This is a genomic window from Burkholderia cenocepacia, assembly GCF_900446215.1.
Taxonomy (GTDB): Bacteria; Pseudomonadota; Gammaproteobacteria; order Burkholderiales; family Burkholderiaceae; genus Burkholderia; species Burkholderia cenocepacia.
The window spans coordinates 98,797-118,535 of the sequence record NZ_UAQZ01000007.1; the positions used below are offsets into that span (position 1 = coordinate 98,797).

The 19,739-nt window shown below is 67.5% G+C and carries 13 protein-coding genes; 6 read left to right on the forward strand and 7 right to left on the reverse strand.

Translation table 11 applies throughout. From position 1 onward, the window contains the following. Nucleotides 1–160: 160 nt before the first annotated feature. Nucleotides 161–1,030, reverse strand: a complete 870-nt coding sequence (locus DTA15_RS14470) for a DMT family transporter (protein WP_006491114.1) — start codon at nt 1,028–1,030, stop codon at nt 161–163. Nucleotides 1,031–1,230: 200 nt separating this feature from the next. Continuing rightward, nucleotides 1,231–1,416, reverse strand: coding sequence for a hypothetical protein (locus DTA15_RS14475; protein ID WP_006480515.1), 186 nt, complete (start codon nt 1,414–1,416; stop codon nt 1,231–1,233). 202 nt (nt 1,417–1,618) lie between these two features. Between DTA15_RS14475 and DTA15_RS14480 the strand changes: the two genes are divergently transcribed. Together DTA15_RS14480 and DTA15_RS14485 are read left to right on the forward strand one after the other, a co-directional pair. Then, the gene (locus tag DTA15_RS14480) at nt 1,619–2,377 is read left to right on the forward strand and encodes a DeoR/GlpR family DNA-binding transcription regulator (RefSeq protein ID WP_006491117.1); all 759 of its coding nucleotides are present in this window, start codon (nt 1,619–1,621) and stop codon (nt 2,375–2,377) included. 105 nt (nt 2,378–2,482) lie between these two features. After that, nucleotides 2,483–4,273 (forward strand): phospholipase D-like domain-containing protein, encoded by a 1,791-nt coding sequence (locus tag DTA15_RS14485; RefSeq protein ID WP_006491108.1) that lies wholly within the window; start codon nt 2,483–2,485, stop codon nt 4,271–4,273. Between the two features lie 66 nt (nt 4,274–4,339). Here the strand turns inward: DTA15_RS14485 and DTA15_RS14490 are convergent, their stop codons facing one another. The 3 genes from DTA15_RS14490 to DTA15_RS14500 form a co-directional block, all read right to left on the reverse strand. Beyond that, nucleotides 4,340–5,014 (reverse strand): TetR/AcrR family transcriptional regulator, encoded by a 675-nt coding sequence (locus DTA15_RS14490; RefSeq protein ID WP_006491110.1) that lies wholly within the window; start codon nt 5,012–5,014, stop codon nt 4,340–4,342. A 126-nt stretch (nt 5,015–5,140) separates the two neighbouring features. Further along, nucleotides 5,141–6,409 carry an NAD(P)/FAD-dependent oxidoreductase gene (locus DTA15_RS14495; RefSeq protein WP_006491119.1) on the reverse strand — a complete coding sequence of 423 codons (1,269 nt, stop codon included), beginning with the start codon at nt 6,407–6,409 and terminating at the stop codon, nt 5,141–5,143. 135 nt (nt 6,410–6,544) lie between these two features. Continuing rightward, the gene (locus DTA15_RS14500) at nt 6,545–8,125 is read right to left on the reverse strand and encodes an amino acid permease (RefSeq protein ID WP_012493563.1); all 1,581 of its coding nucleotides are present in this window, start codon (nt 8,123–8,125) and stop codon (nt 6,545–6,547) included. 633 nt (nt 8,126–8,758) lie between these two features. Here DTA15_RS14500 and amaB point away from each other — a divergent pair. After that, nucleotides 8,759–10,270: an L-piperidine-6-carboxylate dehydrogenase gene (amaB, locus tag DTA15_RS14505; protein WP_012493562.1), complete on the forward strand. Its 1,512-nt coding sequence runs from the start codon at nt 8,759–8,761 to the stop codon at nt 10,268–10,270. Between the two features lie 689 nt (nt 10,271–10,959). On the opposite strand, the gene DTA15_RS14515 is transcribed toward amaB, so the two are convergent. Next, nucleotides 10,960–11,994: an IS110-like element ISBcen3 family transposase gene (locus DTA15_RS14515; protein WP_006491127.1), complete on the reverse strand. Its 1,035-nt coding sequence runs from the start codon at nt 11,992–11,994 to the stop codon at nt 10,960–10,962. A 170-nt stretch (nt 11,995–12,164) separates the two neighbouring features. Here DTA15_RS14515 and ltrA point away from each other — a divergent pair, with 170 nt between their 5' ends. Beyond that, complete coding sequence (gene ltrA, locus DTA15_RS14520; protein ID WP_006491129.1) at nt 12,165–13,532, forward strand: group II intron reverse transcriptase/maturase; 1,368 nt, start codon at nt 12,165–12,167, stop codon at nt 13,530–13,532. A 143-nt stretch (nt 13,533–13,675) separates the two neighbouring features. On the opposite strand, the gene DTA15_RS14525 is transcribed toward ltrA, so the two are convergent. Further along, entirely contained in the window at nt 13,676–16,138 is a 2,463-nt protein-coding gene (locus DTA15_RS14525; protein ID WP_006491122.1) for a DUF3772 domain-containing protein, read from the reverse strand. A gap of 448 nt (nt 16,139–16,586) precedes the next feature. Here DTA15_RS14525 and DTA15_RS14530 point away from each other — a divergent pair, with 448 nt between their 5' ends. After that, nucleotides 16,587–18,005 (forward strand): MFS transporter, encoded by a 1,419-nt coding sequence (locus DTA15_RS14530; protein WP_006495132.1) that lies wholly within the window; start codon nt 16,587–16,589, stop codon nt 18,003–18,005. Between the two features lie 395 nt (nt 18,006–18,400). After that, a complete protein-coding gene (locus DTA15_RS14535; RefSeq protein WP_012493560.1) occupies nt 18,401–19,708 on the forward strand; it encodes a hypothetical protein in 1,308 nt (435 codons plus the stop codon). Nucleotides 19,709–19,739 lie beyond the last annotated feature (31 nt).

Here is a 19,739-nt window from a genome sequence, read left to right on the forward strand (position 1 = left end):
CCATCATAAGCGCAATCGCGGCGTGCCGCCGCGCCGGGCCGGCGATCCGGCGGTTTTGCGTTGCATCGACGAGACGCGGCGCATCGCCGTGGTGCACGGTGCGCCGGGCGGGGGCAGGATGCCGCGCGAACGGCGGCCGGGCAGGCGCCCGGGGGCGGCGTCAGCGCCGCGCGAGCACGACGCCCACCAGCGCGAGCGCGAAGCCGGCGAGCTGGATCGCGGCGAGCGTTTCGCCGAACAGCCCGTAACCCTGCAGCGCGGCCAGCGGTGGCGCGAGAAACAGCAGCGACGTCGCGCGCGCCGCATTGCCGCGCCGCAGCATCCACATCAGCATCGTGACCGCGCCGCCGGACAGGAACACGACGCCCCACACGAGCGACACCCACAGCGCCGGCGCGTCGATCCAGCGGGTTTCATGGAGCAGCAGGACGAACACGGCCGCGACGATCGCCGCGCCGAAATTCTGCACGGCGACCGCGGTGCGCAGGTCGCTCTGCGCGAGCTTGCCTTTCTGGTACAGCGAGCCGGCGGTGATCGACCCGACCGCGAGGACCGACACGGCGACGACGAGCCACGCCGGCGCGGCGCCCGGCGGCGGTGCGACGCCGCCCGTGACCTTCGGCGCGAGCACGAGCGCGACGCCGGCCAGCCCGAGCGCCATGCCGAGCCAGCCGCGCGCGGGCAGGCGTTCGTTGAACAGCGGGACCGCGAGCACGGCGGTGGCGAGCGGCTGCAGCGCGCCAAGCAGCGCCATCACGCCCGCATTCAACCCTTGCGCGACGGCCCAGTAGCTCGCGCCGAGATAGACGCCTTGCAGCAGCGCGCCGGCGATCAGGTGGCGCGGCCATTCGCGGCGGGCCGGCCACGGCGCGCGCGCGACGAGCGCGACCACGCCGAACAACGCGGCCGTGCCCGCGAAGCGCGCGAGCAGGAACAGGTTCGGGTCGGCGTAAGGCTTGATTGCCCGGGCAACGATGAAGCCGGTGGACCAGAGCGCGACGAAGGCGGCGGCGACGATCGAGGTAAGCATGCGTGACGGGCCGCGAGGCGGCCGGACAGAACCGGAAAGTCGGCCAGTATCGGACGAAGCGGTGCCGGCGTCTTGTCGAATCCTGCACTCGTGCCACGCGATGCGTGATCGTGCCGGCGGTCAGCGCGCGCCGGATGTGTGGTGCCGTGGGGATGCGTGCCCCGCACGCCGCTGCGCGGAGGGGCGCGCAGCGGCGACGATCAGTCGATCGAGAACGTGTCGAGCGGCTGGTTGGCGCGCGCGTCGGTCGCGAAGCGCGCGGCGAGCTGTTCGTAGAGCCGGCGCGCTTCGTCGAGCGTCAGGTCGATCCAGTACGGATCACCCGCCGCGTCGTTGAGGCGTTCCGGCGGAAACTGGATTTCGATCACACTGCCTTTGCGATACATGGCGCGAGCCCCTTGGTTGGTCGTTCGGCGAAGCGCAAAGTGTAGCGCCCGCCGCCGCGCGGATTCGCGCGCGCCGGACAATACTGAATTTCGCTTTCGGGAAACGCGCCGGCCGCGCTTCCCGGCGTCGTCAAATGGTCGTCAAACGTCCGTAATACAATGGCCGGCTTACCCATTACCAGTCGCCTCGGGCGCACACGCGATGCTGGCGGAACAACGTCATCAATACATCCTGTCGGAGCTCGGACGGTCGGGCGCGCTGTCGGTCGCGGAACTCGTGCGTTCGCTCGACGTGTCGCGAGAAACCGTGCGGCGCGACCTGAACGCGCTGGCCGCGCGCGGGCTGCTCGTGATGACGCACGGCGGCGCGCTGGCCGCGGATCGCCGCGAGCCGAGCCTGTCCGAGCGCGAGGCCGCGAACGCCGACGCGAAGCGCACGATCGGGCGGCGCGCGGCCGAATTCGTGCCCGACGATGCATCGGTGCTGATCGATTCGGGCAGCACGCCGCATGCGGTCGCGCTGGCGCTGGCCGACCGGCACCGGCTGTCGATCTACACGAACGACTGGCGTACCGCGTTCGTGCTCGCGCGGCGCAACGGCAACCGCGTGACGCTGCTCGGCGGCGAGCTGTCCGACGACGAGGACGCCACCTTCGGGCTCGACACGATCCACCAGCTCGCGCAATACCACGTCGATTTCGCGTTCGTCGGCGCCGGCGGCATCACGCCCGACGGCGAATGCACCGATTACTCGCGGCTCGCGGCCGAAGTGCGCAGCCGGATGATCGCGGCGGCGGGCACGGCGATCATCGTCGCCGACCATTCGAAATTCGGCCGCGTGACGCCGGTGCGGATCAACGGCGCGGCCGCCGCCCGCTATCTGGTGACCGAGCGCGCGCCCGACAAGGCCGTGCGCCGCGCGCTGACGGCGCGCGGGATCGAGCTGCTCGTGTGCGACTGACGCGCGTCCGACATACAAGGTTCATCGAACGGTCATCGCGCGGGAAGAACCGCCATCGAGACTGACTCATTCACCTCGACCGGCCGTCAGGCCAGGGAGCAACGAATGACCGTCAGCGTGCGCAGCTATCTTTCCCCCACCCTGGTCCTGCTGGCTTTCGACTGGCCCGATGCGGCGTCGCGGTCCGATTTCCTCGGCTTCGCGATCCGGCGCACGCCGGGCTTCTGGTCGGCCGACGGCAAGACGCGTGCGCCGGACAGCTGGCTGCCCAACCGCCTGACGTTCGACGGCCCGGCCGCCGACACGCAGGGCGATGCGCCGACCGATCAGGCGCCGATCCAGAAATTCATGTGGTGGGATGCACGCATCGATCCGCAGGACCGTGACGCGTCGTTCCGCTACGACGTCTATCCGGTCGTCGGCACGCCGGCGAACCTGCAGGTGCTCGACGCGCAAGCCGGCGTGTGCGTCGTCGTGCTGCCCGCGCATATCGAGGACGGTATCGGCACGTGGTTCAACCGCGCGGTGGTCAGCTCGCAGGCGTTCGCGAAGCAGGTTGCTGCGCTGGGCCTCGCGCCGAACGAGGCGCCGAGCGCCGCGCAGGCGCTGAAGCTGCGCACGTGGCTCGCGAACGACATGGAGCAGGTGTTCGCGCAGATGCTCGATCCGGCGTCGCGCGCGGTGTCGGCCGTCTATCACCTGACCGACTCGCTGTGGGCGCTGCCCGCGTTCGACGCGTTCGGCCGCCGGCACGGCGCAGCGTCGCTCGCGATCGTCTACGACGCGCACACGACGGCGCGCAAGGGCAAACCGCCGCTGCCGTCGCCGAACCAGCCGGCCGTCGATGCGCTGCAGGGCCTCGCGACGCTCGCGCCGCGCGACCGGACGCACATCATGCACGACAAGTTCATCGTGACCGATGCACCGTCGAACCCGGCGCCCGCGCGCGTGCTGACCGGTTCCGCGAACTTCACGACCGAAGGGCTGACCGAGCAGGCCAACGTGCTGCACGCGTTCGACTCGCCCGCGCTCGCCGCGCTGTACAACGAGCGCGCCCACGCGCTGGCTGGGAATCCGTCGATCGCGGAGACCGCGCGACTGTCGCCGGGCTGGTCGGCGCCGATGACGATCGGCAGCGCGCAGGTGCGCGTCGCATACTCGCCGGAGCCGGCGGGGCAGCGTACCGAGATCGATACGATCGTCGCCGCGATCGCGGCCGCGAAGCATTCGGTGTCGTTCTGCCTGTTCATGCCGACCGACGCGGCGCTGCGCGATGCATGCTTCGCGGCCGGCGATCGCGGGCTGATGATGTTCGGCCTCGTGAACCGGATCAACGCGGGCAGCGCAACGAAGGCCGACGCTGCGCAGCAGGCCGGCCAGTCGCTCGATGCGGCCACGCTCGCGAACCTCGAGCTGTACCACCGCAGCCGCGACAACCACGACGTGATCGATGCGTCGTATTTCTCGCCGGCTACCGTGCCGCAAGGTTTCGAGCCGGAGTTGCGGCTTTTCCCGGGCGAACCGGCGCCGGCCTTTCCGCCCGTGGTGATCCATCACAAGTTCATCGTGATCGATGCGGAAGGCGCGAATCCGGTCGTCTATACGGGCTCGGCGAACATGAGCCGCAATTCCGAGCAGTACAACGACGAGAACCTGCTCGAGATCCGCGACAAGCGGATCGCGGCGATCTATCTCGCGGAATTCCTGCGGCTTTACGAGCACTACCGCGCCCGCGCGCTGGCGATCCACGCGAAGCAGCAGCACGGTACGGGCGCGGGTACGCATGCGCGGCTCGCGCTTGCGCCCGATTCGAGCTGGGCGAAGAAGTATTACGTGGCGGGCAGCCCGGAACAGAAGGCGCGGATCGCGCTGGCGTCGACCGCGCCGACGGACTGATGGGCTGACGCGCCGAAATGCAAAGGGCGCGAACGAGTCGCGCCCCCGGCCGGCTGCTGGCGCCGCTTACGCGGCGACGTAGCGGAGCACCGCGTCGGCGATCGTGTCGCGATGCCGCGCGCGCAGGCGTGGCGCCGACGGATCGCGGCCGAACGCAGCGCCGAACGTGTAGCGGTTCGACACGCGATGGAAGCAGAACGAGCTGATCAGCAGGTGCAGGTCGAACGCGTCGATGTCCTTGCGGAACGCACCGCTGGCCGCGCCGCGCTCGACCAGTTCCTCGAGCGTCTTGATGATGCTGACGTTGCGGTTCTTGAACGACTTGAGCTGTTCGAGATATTTCGCGCCGTGGATGTTCTCGATCGACACGAGGCGCACGAAATCGCGATGCTTGTCGTGGTAGTCGAACGTGAATTCGACGAGACGGCGCATGCCTTCGCGCGGCTCCATGTCGCCGACGTGCAGTTCCTGCTCGAGCGCGCGGATGTCGCCGTACACCTTCTCCAGCACGGCCTCGTACAGGCCTTCCTTGCTATCGAAGTAGTAATAGAGCATCCGTTTCGTCGTGTTGGTGCGCTCGGCGATCGCGTCGACGCGCGCGCCGGCGAGGCCCATCGCAGAGAATTCCTGCGTGGCGACATCGAGGATGTTGCGCTTGGTTTGCTCGGGATCGTATTTACGCCGCGCATCGGACGCAAGCGCGCGGGTGTCGGACGTGGCGGCCTTGCTTCCTGCTTTCATGTGACTTTATTGTGGTTCGCGGCGGCTTGGAAAAGGCATTCTAGCATGCGGGAAATGGCCGCCCGGCCGACCTTCCGCTCTAATCGGCAAGGCCGCCGGCGCGGTGGTTTCGGCCGTCGCGGGCGCTCAGCGGCGGCAGGACGCGAGCGCGTCGCGGGCCTGGTACGCCGTATACGTGAGCTGCGCGGCGGCGAGTCCGGCCAGCCCGAACGTGCGCGTGAGCCCGAACGCGGCGAAGCCGTCCGGCACCGGCCGGCTTTCGGCCAGCGCGGCGGCGAGCGTCTCGCCGGCCACCGTGGTCGGCGCCATCCCGTGGCCGCCGAACGCGATCGCGTGCCACACGCCGTCCGCGTCGCGGCCGATCTGCGGCATCTTGTGCCGCGCGTAGCTCATCAGCCCGCCCCACGCGTAGTCGACCTTCACGCCTTCCAGTTGCGGATACACGCGCAGCAGGTCGCGCCGCAGCAGGCGCGCGATCGCGTCGGGGCCGCGGTCGAGCACCGAGATCCGGCCGCCCCACAGGATCCGCGTGTCCTTCAGCGGACGGTAGTAGTCGAACGCGAAGCGCGTGTCGTAGATTGCGTACGGCGCGTCGATCGCGTCCGGCAGGCGCGCGCCGAGCGGTTCGGTCGCGATCACGTAGGTCGCGATCGGCAGCACCGCGCGCTCAATGCGCGGCGACACGCCGCGCGCGTAGCCGCCGCCGGCGAACACGACGTCCTTCGCGCGCACCGCGCCCTGCGCCGTGCGCACGACGTACCCGGCGCCGTCGCGGGCGATGTTCAGCGCGGCCGAGCGCTCGTACACGCGTGCGCCGCCGCGCGAGGCGGCCGCCGCGACGCCGAGCACGTACTTGAGCGGATGGAAGTGGAACGCGTTCGGCTCGAACAGGCCGCCGTAATAGCGCTGCGTCTTCAGCCGCTCGCGCAGCGCGCCGGTCGCGACGGGCTCCCATTCGACGCCGAGTTCGTTCTTCATCAGCGTGCGCACACCGTCGAGCCGCGACGGATCGTCGAACCAGTTCGCGAGCATCACGCCCTCGTCGACGATGTCGCAGTCGATCCCGTAGCGGGCGATCCGCGCGCGGATCAGGTCGACCGCGTCGACGGTGAGCCGGTACAGCCGGCGCCCTTCGTCGCGGCCGAGCGTGCGCAGCAGGTCGGCGTTGTCGAGGCTGTAGCCGCCGAACACGAAGCCGCCGTTGCGGCCCGACGCGCCGAAGCCGACCCGTTCGCTGTCGAGCACGACGACGTCGTGCACGCCGCGTTCGACGAGGCCGAGCGCCGTGCACAGGCCGGCGAGGCCGCCGCCGACGATGCAGACCTGCGTATCGATCGTGCCGGTCAGTTGCGGGTAGGGCTGGCGGGTAACGGTGGCTTCGTAGAAGTTCTGCATGCGTTTTCGGTGATTCGTGACGGCGGAAAAGCGGACGGCGCGCGTCGATCTTGCCTGAACGCGCGCGCCGCGTCGAATGGGGTTTTCGGCGCAGCGGCCGCCGCCCGGGAGCGGCGGCCGGCGCGTGACCGGGCGTCAGGCGCCCGGCGTCGGGTTGGCCGGACGGGCGACGTAGGCCGGATAGCCGGTATCGGCCTTTTCGGTCGCTTCACGTGCCGCGTTGCGTTCGATCCACGGCGCGATTTCCATGTCCTCGTAGCGCACCAGCCGGCATTTGCGCACGAGCGCGTAGCCGAGCCAGATCGCGAGGAAGAACGGCAGGCCGATGTAGGTCGCGGCGACGCCGGTCCAGTCGATCTGGTCGGCGAGGAACGCCTGGTAGTCCTGGCCGAGCGCGACGACCGCGCACAGCGCGAACGCGAACAGCGGGCCGAACGGGAACCACTTCGACCGGTACGGCAACTGGTCGAGCCGGTAGCCCTGCTTCAGGAAACCCTTGCGGAACCGGTAGTGGCTGATCGCGATGCCGAGCCACGTGATGAAGCCGGCCATGCCCGACGTGTTCAGCAGCCACAGGTAGACGGTCTTGTCGCCGTACAGCGACGTGAGGAAACACAGCGCGCCGACGGCGGTGGTCGCATAGAGCGCGTTGCGCGGCACGCCGCCGGGCGACAGCTTCGCGAACAGCTTCGGCGCGCGGCCTTCGACCGCGAGGTTGTAGAGCATCCGCGTCGACGCGTACATGCCCGAGTTGCCGGCCGACAGCACGGCCGTCAGGATCACCGCGTTCATCACGCCGGCCGCGAACGCGAGGCCCGCGTGGCGGAACACCAGCGTGAACGGGCTCACGCCGATGTCGGTCACGTCGCTCTTCAGCAGGCTCGGATCGGTGTACGGAATCAGCACGCCGATCACGACGATCGCGAACACGTAGAACAGCAGGATGCGCCAGAAGATCTGGCTCACCGCGCGCGGAATCGTCGTACGCGGATTTTCCGATTCGCCGGCCGCGACGCCGATCATTTCGGTGCCCTGGAACGAGAAGCCCGCGATCATCGCGACGCCGAGCATCGTCGCCCAGCCGCCGACGAACGGCGCGTCGCCGATCGTGAAGTTGCCCCAGCCGGCGCTCGGGCCGCCCTGCATGATCCCGAAGATCATCAGCAGGCCGACGCCGACGAACGCGAGCACGGTCAGCACCTTGATCAGCGCGAACCAGTATTCGGCTTCGCCAAAGCCGCGCACCGACAGTGCGTTGAGCGCGAAGATCAGCGTGAGGAACAGTGCGCTCCACCACACGCCCGGCACGTGCGGAAACCAGTAGTGCATCACGAGCTGCGCGGCGACGAGCTCGACCGCCAGCGTCACGGCCCAGCTGTACCAGTAGTTCCAGCCGAGCGCGAAGCCGAAGCCTTCGTCGACGAACTTCGCGCCATAGGTCGCGAACGAGCCCGATACCGGCATGAACGCGGCCATTTCGCCGAGGCTCGTCATCAGGAAATAGACCATCAGGCCGATCACCATGTACGCAACCATTGCGCCGCCGGGGCCGGCCTGCGAGATCGATGCGCCGGATGCGACGAACAGGCCCGTGCCGATCGAGCCGCCGATCGCGATCATCCGTAGATGGCGGGCCTGCAACGCGCGGTGAAGGGACGGCTTCGCGGGCGGCGAGCCGGACGGGCGGGACGAATCGGGGCGGGCATCTGAATGCATGGCGGGCGCTGGGCGCTGTCTCCGGGATTGTTTTTTCGGTGACGAAGCGCGACGCGTCGCCGGCTCGCGGGCCGGGCAGCGGTGATGCGGTGCGAAACCGGCCCGCTGAGCCGGGCCGTGGTGCGTGTCGCCTTCGTCGGTCGTCCGGCTGCCGTGGTGGCGGCCGGCGGCGCGCCGGGTGCGTTGCACCTCGACGTCGCACCGATTGTGTGGGCCCGGTGCACCGGCGGCAAACGATATTTCCGAACAGGGTGATGCGGGATGGTCATCAACTTGGGCCACGCAGCGATGCGTCCGGGCGGCCGGTTACGGGCTTGGGAAACGTCCCATATCGGCATCGAAACAGCCGCGGCTGGCCAGCGCACTTCTTGCGTTTTGGGAATGAAGTCGTGAGTTAATATCAATAGCGGCCCGACTTGTGGCCATCGACAATGTGTTCATGGATCGTGCCTCGCGAGGCTGGGGCGCGCCGTCCGGCCGGGCTTCCGGCGGCGGCGCAGCGCGATGCGCCGGATGGCGCACCGGCCCGCCGCGCGGCGCATCCGCTTGCACGAGGCGCTCGAACGCGCTCCAATCGAATCACGCGGGCGGCGCTGCCGCCGCACCGATCAATCTGTCCCTGAAGAGGAAGTGATGCAATTCAACGACATTCTTGCCGCGCTCGACATCGATCTCGCCCAGTGGAAAGGCAACGCGCTGACCGCGCGTTCGCCGCTCGACGGCGCGACGCTCGCGACGCTGGCCGTCGACACGCCCGCCGACGCCGAGCGCAAGATCGACGCCGCGCACGACGCGTTCCTCAAGTGGCGCACGGTGCCGGCGCCGGTGCGCGGCGAACTCGTGCGCGTGTTCGGCAACGTGCTGCGCGAGCACAAGGCCGAGCTGGGCCGCCTCGTCACGCTCGAAGCCGGCAAGATCACGTCGGAAGGCCTCGGCGAAGTGCAGGAAATGATCGACATCTGCGATTTCGCGGTCGGCCTGTCGCGCCAGCTTTACGGCCTCACGATCGCGTCCGAGCGCCCGGGCCACCGGATGATGGAAACGTGGCACCCGATCGGCGTGTGCGGCGTGATTTCGGCGTTCAACTTCCCGGTCGCGGTGTGGGCGTGGAATGCGGCGCTCGCGTTCGTGTGCGGCGATTCGGTCGTGTGGAAGCCGTCCGAGAAGACGCCGCTCACCGCGATCGCGTGCCACGTGCTGCTCCAGAAGGCGCTGCGCGAGTTCGAGAAGACGCATCCGGGCGTCGCGCCGGCGGAACTGGGTCAACTGGTGCTCGGCATGCGCGACGTCGGCGAGGTGCTGACGGCGTCGAAGAAGGTGCCGGTCGTCAGCGCGACGGGCAGCGTGCGGATGGGCCAGGAAGTCGCGAAGGTGCTGAGCCAGCGCCTCGCGCGCGGCATCCTCGAACTCGGCGGCAACAACGGGATGATCGTCGCGCCGAGCGCGGATCTCGACCTCGTCGTGCGCGCGGTCACGTTCGCGGCGGTCGGCACGGCCGGCCAGCGCTGCACGACGCTGCGCCGCCTGATCGTGCATCGCAGCCTCGTCGAGCAACTGCTGCCGCGCATCGAGAAGGCCTATGCGTCGGTGAAGGTCGGCAATCCGCTCGAGGAAGGCACGCTGGTCGGCCCGCTGGTCGATCGTGCGTCGTTCGACGCGATGCAAAAGGCGCTGGCCGATGCGCGCGAGCAGGGCGGCGAAGTGAAGGGCGGCGAGCGCGTCGACGTCGGCCACGCGGATGCGTACTACGTGCGTCCGGCCATCGTGCGGATGCCGAAGCAATCGGCGGTGGTCGAGCGCGAGACGTTCGCGCCGATTCTGTACGTGATGGTCTACGACAACTTCGACGACGCGATCGACGTGCACAACGCGGTCCCGCAAGGCCTGTCGTCGGCGATCTTCACGAACGACATGCGTGAAGCCGAGCAGTTCATGTCGGCGGCCGGCAGCGATTGCGGGATCGTCAACGTGAACATCGGCACGAGCGGCGCGGAAATCGGCGGCGCGTTCGGCGGCGAGAAGGAAACGGGCGGCGGCCGCGAGTCGGGTTCGGATGCATGGAAGGCGTATATGCGCCGGGCGACGAACACGATCAACTACAGCCGCCAGCTGCCGCTGGCGCAGGGGGTGAAGTTCGACGTATAAGTGCGGGCGCCCGGCTTGGGCGCTTCGACGTCGAATGAACAGGGCCGGTTGCCGTGGAAGCGGTAACCGGCCCTGGTCGTTGTGCGCCCAGCATGGGCGTACTCCTGCGGGTGCAAGTCCCGCCATAAGCTGGTCACAGCGAATGAAGTGAAGCGCAACTGCATGAGGGCGACCGAATGTGGAGAGGAAGCGTGGAGCGTAAATCGTGAGCCGATGGACAAGAACTGCATAGAAGGCGCTGCCGTGCAGGGCGAGCGGGCAACGCACCGCGAAGCTCTCGTGACCAAGGCGAAGCAGCGTAAATGCGGCGGTTGTGCGATGAAGGAGTGCGCTCTTACCTGGGGAGATCTCGCCTTATGCCTGAAAGGGCGACGGCATTGAGCCGGAGCGAGAAGTCATACATGGACGCCCCCGTTTTGCCAGGTTCGCGGTGAGTGACGGTTCGAAGGCATCGATTGCAGCCATACATCCGGACTTTGATGTCAGGCGTACGCCTGCTGTCCCTGATGGAATACGCTGGCCAGCTCCTCAATCAGCAGATCGCACTTGAGGTGCTCTGACTTCTATGGGTTTTGCCGGCCACGGTCTGACCTGTCTCGCCATCACTGCATTGCTTGCCTGAGCAATCGGGTGGTTTGTCGCTCCTAAAGTTTGTCGCAGCGGTCTTGTTCGACTGCAAGCCGACCGGGTTATGCGACTGCCGCGGCAGTCGCATAACCCGGTCGGAACTGCTGGTTGTGAGCCAGCAACGCCCATATGACGCGTGCATTCTTGCTGGCCAGGGCTACGGCAGCGATGTTGGGATGGCGTCGGCCTAGCAGGCGGCTCAGCCAGCTATCGGTGTCGGGCTTTCGTTGTGCGGCTAGGATGGCCGATCGCGCGCCGTGGATGAGCAGCGTGCGCAGGTAGGAGTCGCCTCGCTTGCTCATGCCCAGCAAGGTCGATTTGCCGCCGCTGGAATGTTGCCGAGGGACCAGCCCAAGCCAAGCGGCCAGTTGACGGCCGTTCTCGAAGTTCTTGGCATCGCCGATCGACGCGACCAGTGCGCTTGCCGTGATTGGCCCGACGCCGGGAATCTCGGCAAGTTTGCGGCTGGCGGGATTGTCGCGGTGCCAGGTCTGAATTTGCGTCTCGAGTTCTCGAACGTGCTGATCGAGCAGCTTGAGATGCTCCATCAGGCGCAGCACAAGGAGACGAAACGGGCCTGGCAAGGCGCAAGTGTCGGAGTCGAGCAGTTCGGGTACGCGTTGCGCGATGTGGGCGATACCTTGGGGAATCACCAGGCCGAATTCGGCGAGGAGCCCACGAATCTGATTAGCTTGCGCGGTGCGCGCCTTGACGAAACTCTGACGTGCGCGATGTATGGCGAGGACGGCCTGCTGCGATTCGGTCTTGATGGGGACGAAGCGCATGTTGGGCCGAGCGACGGCTTCGCAAATTGCTTCGGCATCGGCCGCATCGTTCTTGTTGGTCTTGACGTAGGGTTTAACGAATTGCGGAGCCATTAGTCGAACGGTGTGTCCGCATTCTTGAACGCGTCGTGCCCAGTAATGCGCGCTGGCACAGGCCTCCATGCCGATCAAGCACGCTGGCAGATTCGTGAAGAACAGCATTAATTGATCGCGCCGGATCTGCTTCTTGAGGACGGCTTTGCCGTGCGCGTCGACGCCGTGGATTTGAAAGACGTTCTTTGCCAGATCGATACCAACGGTCGTAACCTTCATGATGAGCGTTCCCTCTGGTTAAGTGGTGGCTGACACTTCCACTTTGGCACATCGATGCCGTGCCGGGCGGGGGCGTCCATTCCATTAGCAGAGGTCGTAGTAGTCACAGGACAGGTCGATGAGGCTGAAGCTGGTGACGAAGGGCCGAACGGGAAGGAGTGTCCAGCGTCATGTCGATGCGACAGGCAATGCGTCAGATGCCCGTGCGAGCGGGGCGAGCGGGAAGCATACGCGGTGAAGCTGCGTCTATGCCCGTGAGCGACGAAGGCTGTTGCCCGCGCCATGAATCCGGGGACACGGGGTCATCGCTGCTGATGGCGGCGCTGACGAGGGAGAACCTGAAGCAGGCGTTCAAACGGGTACGGGCCAACAAGGGAGCCGCTGGCGTGGACGGTCTGGATATTGACCAGACGTCGCGCCATCTGGTGACGGCGTGGCCTGCGATCCGTGAACAGTTGCTGAAGGGGACGTACCGGCCCAGTCCGGTACGGCGGGTGACGATCCCGAAACCGGACGGAGGCGAGCGCGAGCTTGGCATCCCGACGGTGACGGACCGGCTGATCCAGCAGGCGCTGCTGCAGGTGCTGCAACCGGTTCTGGACCCTGGCTTCAGCGAGCACAGCTACGGCTTCCGGCCTGGACGGCGTGCGCACGATGCGGTGCTTGCCGCGCAGTCGTACGTGCAGTCGGGTCGGCGAATCGTGGTGGATGTTGATCTGGAGAAGTTCTTCGACCGGGTCAACCACGACATCCTGATCGACCGACTGCAGAAACGTATTGGGGACGCCAGCGTGATCCGGCTGATCCGGGCGTATCTGAACAGCGGCATCATGGATGGCGGCGTGGTTCAGCAGCGCGAACAGGGCACGCCACAGGGCGGGCCGCTATCGCCGTTGCTGGCCAACGTGTTGCTCGATGAGGTGGACAAGGAACTGGAGCGGCGAGGCCACTGCTTTGCGCGCTATGCCGACGATGCGAATGTCTACGTTCGTAGCCGCCGTGCTGGCGAGCGGGTGATGGCGCTGCTGCGTCGTCTGTATGGGCAACTGCGGTTGAAGGTCAACGAGACCAAAAGCGCAGTCGCCAGTGTGTTCGGTCGCAAGTTTCTGGGCTACAGCCTATGGGTAGCGTCCGGCGGCGTCATCAAGCGCAAGGTGGCGGCCAGAGCGCTGCTGGCGTTCAAACGCCGCATTCGTGAACTGACCGGCCGTAGCGGCGGGCGCAGCATGAAGGACGTGGTCGAACGGTTACGGCCCTATGTATTGGGCTGGAAGGCGTACTTCCAGATGGCGCAGACGCCACGAGTCTGGCTGGATCTGGACAAGTGGATGCGTCACCGGCTGCGTGTCATCCAGCTCAAACACTGGCGCCGCGGTCCGACCATCTACCGGGAACTGCGTGCGCTGGGCGCACCGTCCGCTGTGGCGCAACAGGTGGCGGCGAACAGCTGTCACTGGTGGCGTAACAGCGGCAAGCTCCTGAATAGCGTATTGACCCTCGCGTACTTCGATCGGCTGGGTGTGCCCCGACTCTCATAACCTCAACTTCCCGAACCGCCCGGTGCGGACCCGCATGCCGGGTGGTGTGGCAGGGGTACGGCCTCATGGCCGTCCCCTATGCCGATTATTGCGATGCGTGCGCCGCGCCGATCGATCGTGAGCGGACCCGCTCGATGGCTCGCCTACGATTCGTGCCGCGTGGCGCCATCGTTCGCCGGCATGTTCTGCACGACCAGCATCTGCGGGCTCGACAGCGTGATCCCCGCCGCGCGCAACTGCTTGAGGATCTCGAACAGCAGATCGCTCTTCGTCGAACTCGCGATCCGCGGGCTCGACACGTAACCCGTCACGCTCAGCGTGATCCCGTCCGGCGCGAGCTGGCTGAACGTCACCGACGGCGCCGGTTTCTCGAGAATCGCCTGATGCGCGCGATACGCATCGAGCAGCAGGTCGCGCACCTGCTCGGGATCGGTGTTCAGCGGGAACGTCAGCACCAGCGTCGCGACGCCCTGCGTGCTGTTGCCCATCGTCACGTTGCGCACGTTCTGCGAGATCAGTTGCGAGTTCGGCACGATCACGGTCGAGCGGTCGCTCAGCTGGATTTCGGTCGCGCGCACGTTGATGCGGCGGATGTCGCCTTCGACGCCCGCGATGCTGACCATGTCGCCCACCTTCACCGGGCGCTCGGTCAGCAGGATCAGCCCCGACACGAAGTTCTTCACGATTTCCTGCAGGCCGAAGCCGATACCGACCGACAACGCGCTGACGATCCACGCGAGATTGTTCCATCTGACGCCGAGCAGCCCGAGCGTCATCAGGACGAGCAGCACGTAGCCGACATTGGTGAACAGCGTGATCAGCGACACGCGCATGCCCGTGTCCATGCCGAGCGCGGGCATGAACTCGCCGTCGAGCCAGCGGCGCAGCGAGCGCAGCAGGTAGAAGCCGATCGCGAAGCCGATCACGGCATTCATGATCCGGTCGGGCATGATGTTCAGACTCTGCAGCCGCTGGCTGCCGATCATCGCGACCGCGCTGTCGAGCAGGTCGCCCGGCGTCGTGCCGAAGCCGCCGGTCACCAGCGCGATCGCCGCGATCAGCATCAGCAGGCTCGTGCCGAAGCCGGACAGGACCGTGCGCGCCTGGTCGAGGTGGCGGTCTTCGAGCGCGAACAGGTGCTTGATCTGCTGGCCCGTCGACAGGCTCGACGAGAACAGGCTTTCGCTCGCGTCGCGCGTCAACTGGATCAGGATGTAGGTCGCGCACAGCACGATCTCGAACCATACGAGCTCGTACGTGATGAAGCGCGCGACCGTGATGTAACCGATCAGGAGGGCGATCAACGACGCGACGATCGCGAGCGTGACGCCGGCGTGGATCAGGCCCGCGAGCGTCGAGCGCTGCTCGGGCGCCTCGCCTGCCGCCGCGAGCGCGGCGCGCGCACGGTTCGCGCGCAACAGCGACGCGCCGACCGTCAGCGCGACGACGAGCGACACGATGCCGCGACCGAACAGCGTGACCGACAGGCTGGTGTCGACGATCCGGTTGATCGATTCGAGCGTGCCCGACACCAGCAGCAGCGCAGCCAGGATCGCGGGGAACGGCTTCATCGCGAGCGCGACCGGATCGGCGAGCGCGGGCAGTCGCCACGACGGATGTTTCGTGCAGAGCAGTGCGCGCCCGAGGCCGGCGATCAGTGCGCAGGTTGCGGCGAGCTTCGCGAACTGGTCCCACAGATCGGTCAGCGACGGCGTGAGCTCGTAATGACGCGCGACGGCGAGGTAGAGGATCTGGATCGCGATGGCCGTCGCGAGGAAGGTCGACAGCGCGGTCGACAGCGCCAGCGCACTGCGGCGCAAGCGGGTGGGCGGCAGGCGGTTCAGCGCGATCCAGGCGAGCCCGCGCTCGATGAGGCGGCGCCCGCCGAGCCATGCCGCGAACGCGGCGATCAGCAGCACCGCGGTGATGGCCCGCTGCCCCGGCACCCACGACGAGCGCAGCATGTCGAACAGTTCGTCGTCGAAATCCTGGAGCCGCTGGCGATCGTCCGGCGACAGGTGGAACAGCGGCAGCCAGAACTGCGCGCTGAAGATGCTGCCCGAACGGAACGCGAGCTGGTTCTTCAGCAGGCTGCGGTGCAGCTTCGCGAACTGCTCGGTCAGGTTCGCGAGGCTCGTCTTCTGGTCGGCGGCCTGCTTCAGCGCGGCGTCGATCTGCGTCTTGCGCGCGTCCAGCGAGGCCCGCTGCTTCGCGACGGCTGGCGTTTCCGGCGCGGCGCCCTCGGCCGGCGGCGGGCCGAGCACGTCGAGTTGCGCCTGGACCTGCGCGCGTTGCGGCGTGAGATCGCTCTGCAGTTTCGCGACATCGGTGCTCAGTTCCTGCGCCGAATCGTCGAGCGCATCCAGCTCCTTGCTGTTGGATGCGGTGGAGGTCTGCTGCTTGATGCGGTCCAGCTCGGCCTGCATCTGCTTGAGCTGCGCGACGGCGTCGGGCAGCGAGATGGCCGGCGCGGTGGCGCCGACGCCGCTCGCGACGGGCGCGGAAGCGGCCGCCGGAAACGCCGACGCGGTCGCGATCGCCGCGAACTGCAGCAGCGCGATCAGCGCGATCCGGCGGGCGTACGTGGAGAGTCGTTGTATGGACATGGAATGCTTACGATTTGCCGACAATGCCGATTGCCGAAAGGCAGCCGGAAGCCGGTAGTTGGCCCGCTAGCATGTTACCGGGGCGCGGAACGCGTGGTTGTCCCGATTGCGTGTTGCGATTCGCGGCGATTCCGGCGGCGCGCACCAAGGTGAAGCAGCGCGGGAGGCCCGTCATCACCCGCCTGCGCGGCCTGCGCGCGAGGCCGGTGGTAGCGGAACGCCACGCGAACGCGCAGTCGGTACCCGACATACGGTTACGCAAGTTACACATTATCAGGCGCGAAAGCGGGGCATCGAATGGCTTCGGTGCCCGCACTGCGTCCGGCCTGCCGGCTTGCCCGTGCGTCGAACGGGGCTGCCGGTACAATGCAGCGGTTCGCCCGGCGGCGGTTCGGCGGTCCGCCGGACGACAACGCACAACACGACACGATCAGGAGACGCGCCCAAGATGGCCTCAACGGACAGCCTTTCCCAGGCACCTGCCCAATCCCCTTCCATCGACCCCGGCGCCATCTCGGCCCGCCTCGACCGCCTGCCGCCGACGCGCAGCGTCTGGAAGCTGGTCGTGCTGCTGAGCCTCGGCTTCTTCTTCGAACTCTACGACCTGCTCTACAGCGGCTACGTCGCGCCGGGCCTCGTGAAAAGCGGCATCCTGTCCGCGACGACGCACGGCCTGTTCGGCACCACGGGCGTCGCGAGCTTCATCGCCGCGCTGTTTTCCGGGCTCTTCATCGGCACGATCGCGTGCGGCTTCCTCGCCGACCGCTTCGGCCGCCGCGCGATCTTCACGTGGTCGCTGCTGTGGTACACGGCCGCCAATGTCGTGATGGCGTTCCAGGACACCGCGGCCGGGCTGAACTTCTGGCGCTTCGTCGTCGGTCTCGGCCTCGGCGTCGAGATGGTGACGATCGGCACGTACATCTCCGAACTCGTGCCGAAGCAGATCCGTGGCCGCGCGTTCGCGTGCGAGCAGGCGGTGGGGTTCGTCGCGGTGCCGGTGGTCGCGTTTCTCGCCTACCTGCTGGTGCCGCACGCACCGCTCGGCCTCGACGGCTGGCGCTGGGTCGTGCTGATCGGCGCGCACGGCGCGCTGTTCGTGTGGTGGATTCGCCGCGAACTGCCGGAAAGCCCGCGCTGGCTCGCGCAGCAGGGCCGCGTCGACGAGGCCGACCGCATCATGCGCGCGCTCGAGGCGAAGGTCGAAGCCGAATACGGGCGACCGCTGCCGCCGCCCGCGCCCGCCGAACCCGTGCCGCCGCGCGGCAGCTTCCGCGACATGTGGGTGCCGCCGTATCGCAGCCGCACGATCATGATGACGATCTTCAACGTGTTCCAGACGGTCGGCTTCTACGGTTTCGCGAACTGGGTGCCGACGCTGCTGATCAAGCAGGGCATCACGATCACGTCGAGCCTGATGTATTCGAGCGTGATCGCACTCGCCGCGCCGATCGGTCCGCTGATCGGCCTCGTGATCGCCGACCGCTTCGAGCGCAAGTCGGTGATCGTCGCGATGGCGGCGGCGATCGTCGTTTGCGGGCTGCTGTTCAGCCAGACGACGGTGGGCGCGTTCCTGATCGTGCTCGGCATCGGCCTCACGCTCGCGAGCAACATCATGTCGTACAGCTTCCATGCCTACCAGGCCGAGCTGTTCCCGACGTCGATCCGCGCGCGGGCCGTCGGTTTCGTCTATTCGTGGAGCCGCTTCTCGGCGATCTTCTCGTCGTTCGTGATCGCGGCCGTGCTGCGCGGCTTCGGCACGTTCGGCGTGTTCGCGTTCATCGCGGGCGCGATGGTGATCGTGATGGCCGCGATCGGGTTGATGGGGCCGCGCACGAAGGGCATCGCGCTCGAAACCATCTCGAAGTGATCGGCGGGTGCGCACGCATGTCGCACGGTTCGTTGCGGCATGCGTGCGATGCGGTCCGGGGTTTCCGCTTCCGGACCGGCCCCTCGCCAAAATGCTTTGTCATGCGAATCAACCGGGAGGCGCGCTCGAACCGGATCCATCGCGTCAGCACTCGGCCGCGTGCCGAAAGCATCGAACACGCAAGCGTGCCACGCCACGAATACGCACGCGGCAACGAGTTGAAACAAAGCGTGACGAAGCGCAATTCCCCGTAAAAGCGTGCTTCCGGCCGCGGCCGATTCGCGCATGGACGAGTAAAATAGGGGGCCTGACGACTCATTAGCCGCCATCGGAGTGCCCGCGTTGCATCAGCGAATGGCTCCGCCGCGAAGAGGCGTCGGCGCCGGGCGCACGCGATGTGCCGGGCGTGTCGATGGCTTGCGCGGAAGATGCGCCGCTCGCAGCAGCACCATGCGGCGGCCGGATCGGCCGATGGCTTCGAACATATGATTCTTGCCCACTTGACGCGGCGCTTCGCGCAGCCGCGTTGCCTCAACCGCGCAGTCGCCGCATCCGTGTGGCTTGCTGCCGCGGTGTCGATTTCCGTCGTCGCACAACGACCTGCCTTTGCCGCGTCCGACGCTCCGTCGTCTGCTGTGCAATCCTCATCCGTCGCGTCGCCTGCTTCGGCGGCCTCCCGTCCGCATCCGGCTTCGTCCGCGCATGCGGCGTCGGACGCATCGGCCGCAGCGCCGACATCCGCCGCGTCACATGCGAATCGCGCTGAATCCGCAAGCACGGCATCCGGTGCGTCGGCCGCTTCCGCGGCATCGGCGGCATCGGCCGGCGCACCTGCATCGGCCGCCTCCGGCACGCCCGCCAGCGAGGCCGAACCGCCTCCGCCCACGCCGCCGCGTCGGCATCCGCCGCTGTCGGCCGAGGACGCGCAAAACGCGACGACACGCGCGCTCGACATGCGCAAGCGTTTCATGCAGGAAGTCACGCGCCGCCTGAACGTGCCCGCGAGCGAGCAGCGCGCGTACGGCGACCGCCTCCAGAAAGCGCTCGCCGATGCGGATCTCGGCGATCTCGCCGGCGAATACGTCGCGATGGTGGACCGCGCGCCGAACGTGCAGGCGCTGTTCATCTACTTCCGCGCGACACCGGCCAATGCGTGGCTGATGATCGGCGCATCGCCGGTCGGCACCGGGTTGCCGGGCCAGTACGACCATTTCCTGACGCCGCTCGGCGTGTTCCATCACTCGCCCGACACGATGGATTTCCGCGCGGAAGGCACGACGAACGAGAACGGCATTCGCGGCTACGGTCACCGCGACATGCGCATCTACGATTTCGGCTGGGTGGACGGCGAGCGCGGCTGGGGCAAGGGCGGCGTGTCGCCGATGCGCTTCCAGATGCATGCGACCGACCCCGACCGGCTCGAAGCGCTGCTCGGCATCCGGCACTCGAAGGGCTGCGTGCGGATTCCCGCGTCGCTGAACACGTTCCTCGACCGGCACGGGCTGCTCGACGACGACTACCAGGCTCGCGTCGAGGCCGGCAAGTCGCTGTGGGTGCTGCGTCGCGATCGCGACATCACGCCGATCGCGGGCCGCTACCTGGTCGTGATCGACAGCGCCCGCAAGACCCGCCCGGCGTGGTCGCCGCTGCCGGGGCGCGGCGCATGGTCGAAGCTGCCGAAGGGCGGTGATACGGCGGACTGAGCGCCGCTTCGCCGGGCGCGGGCGGTGCGAG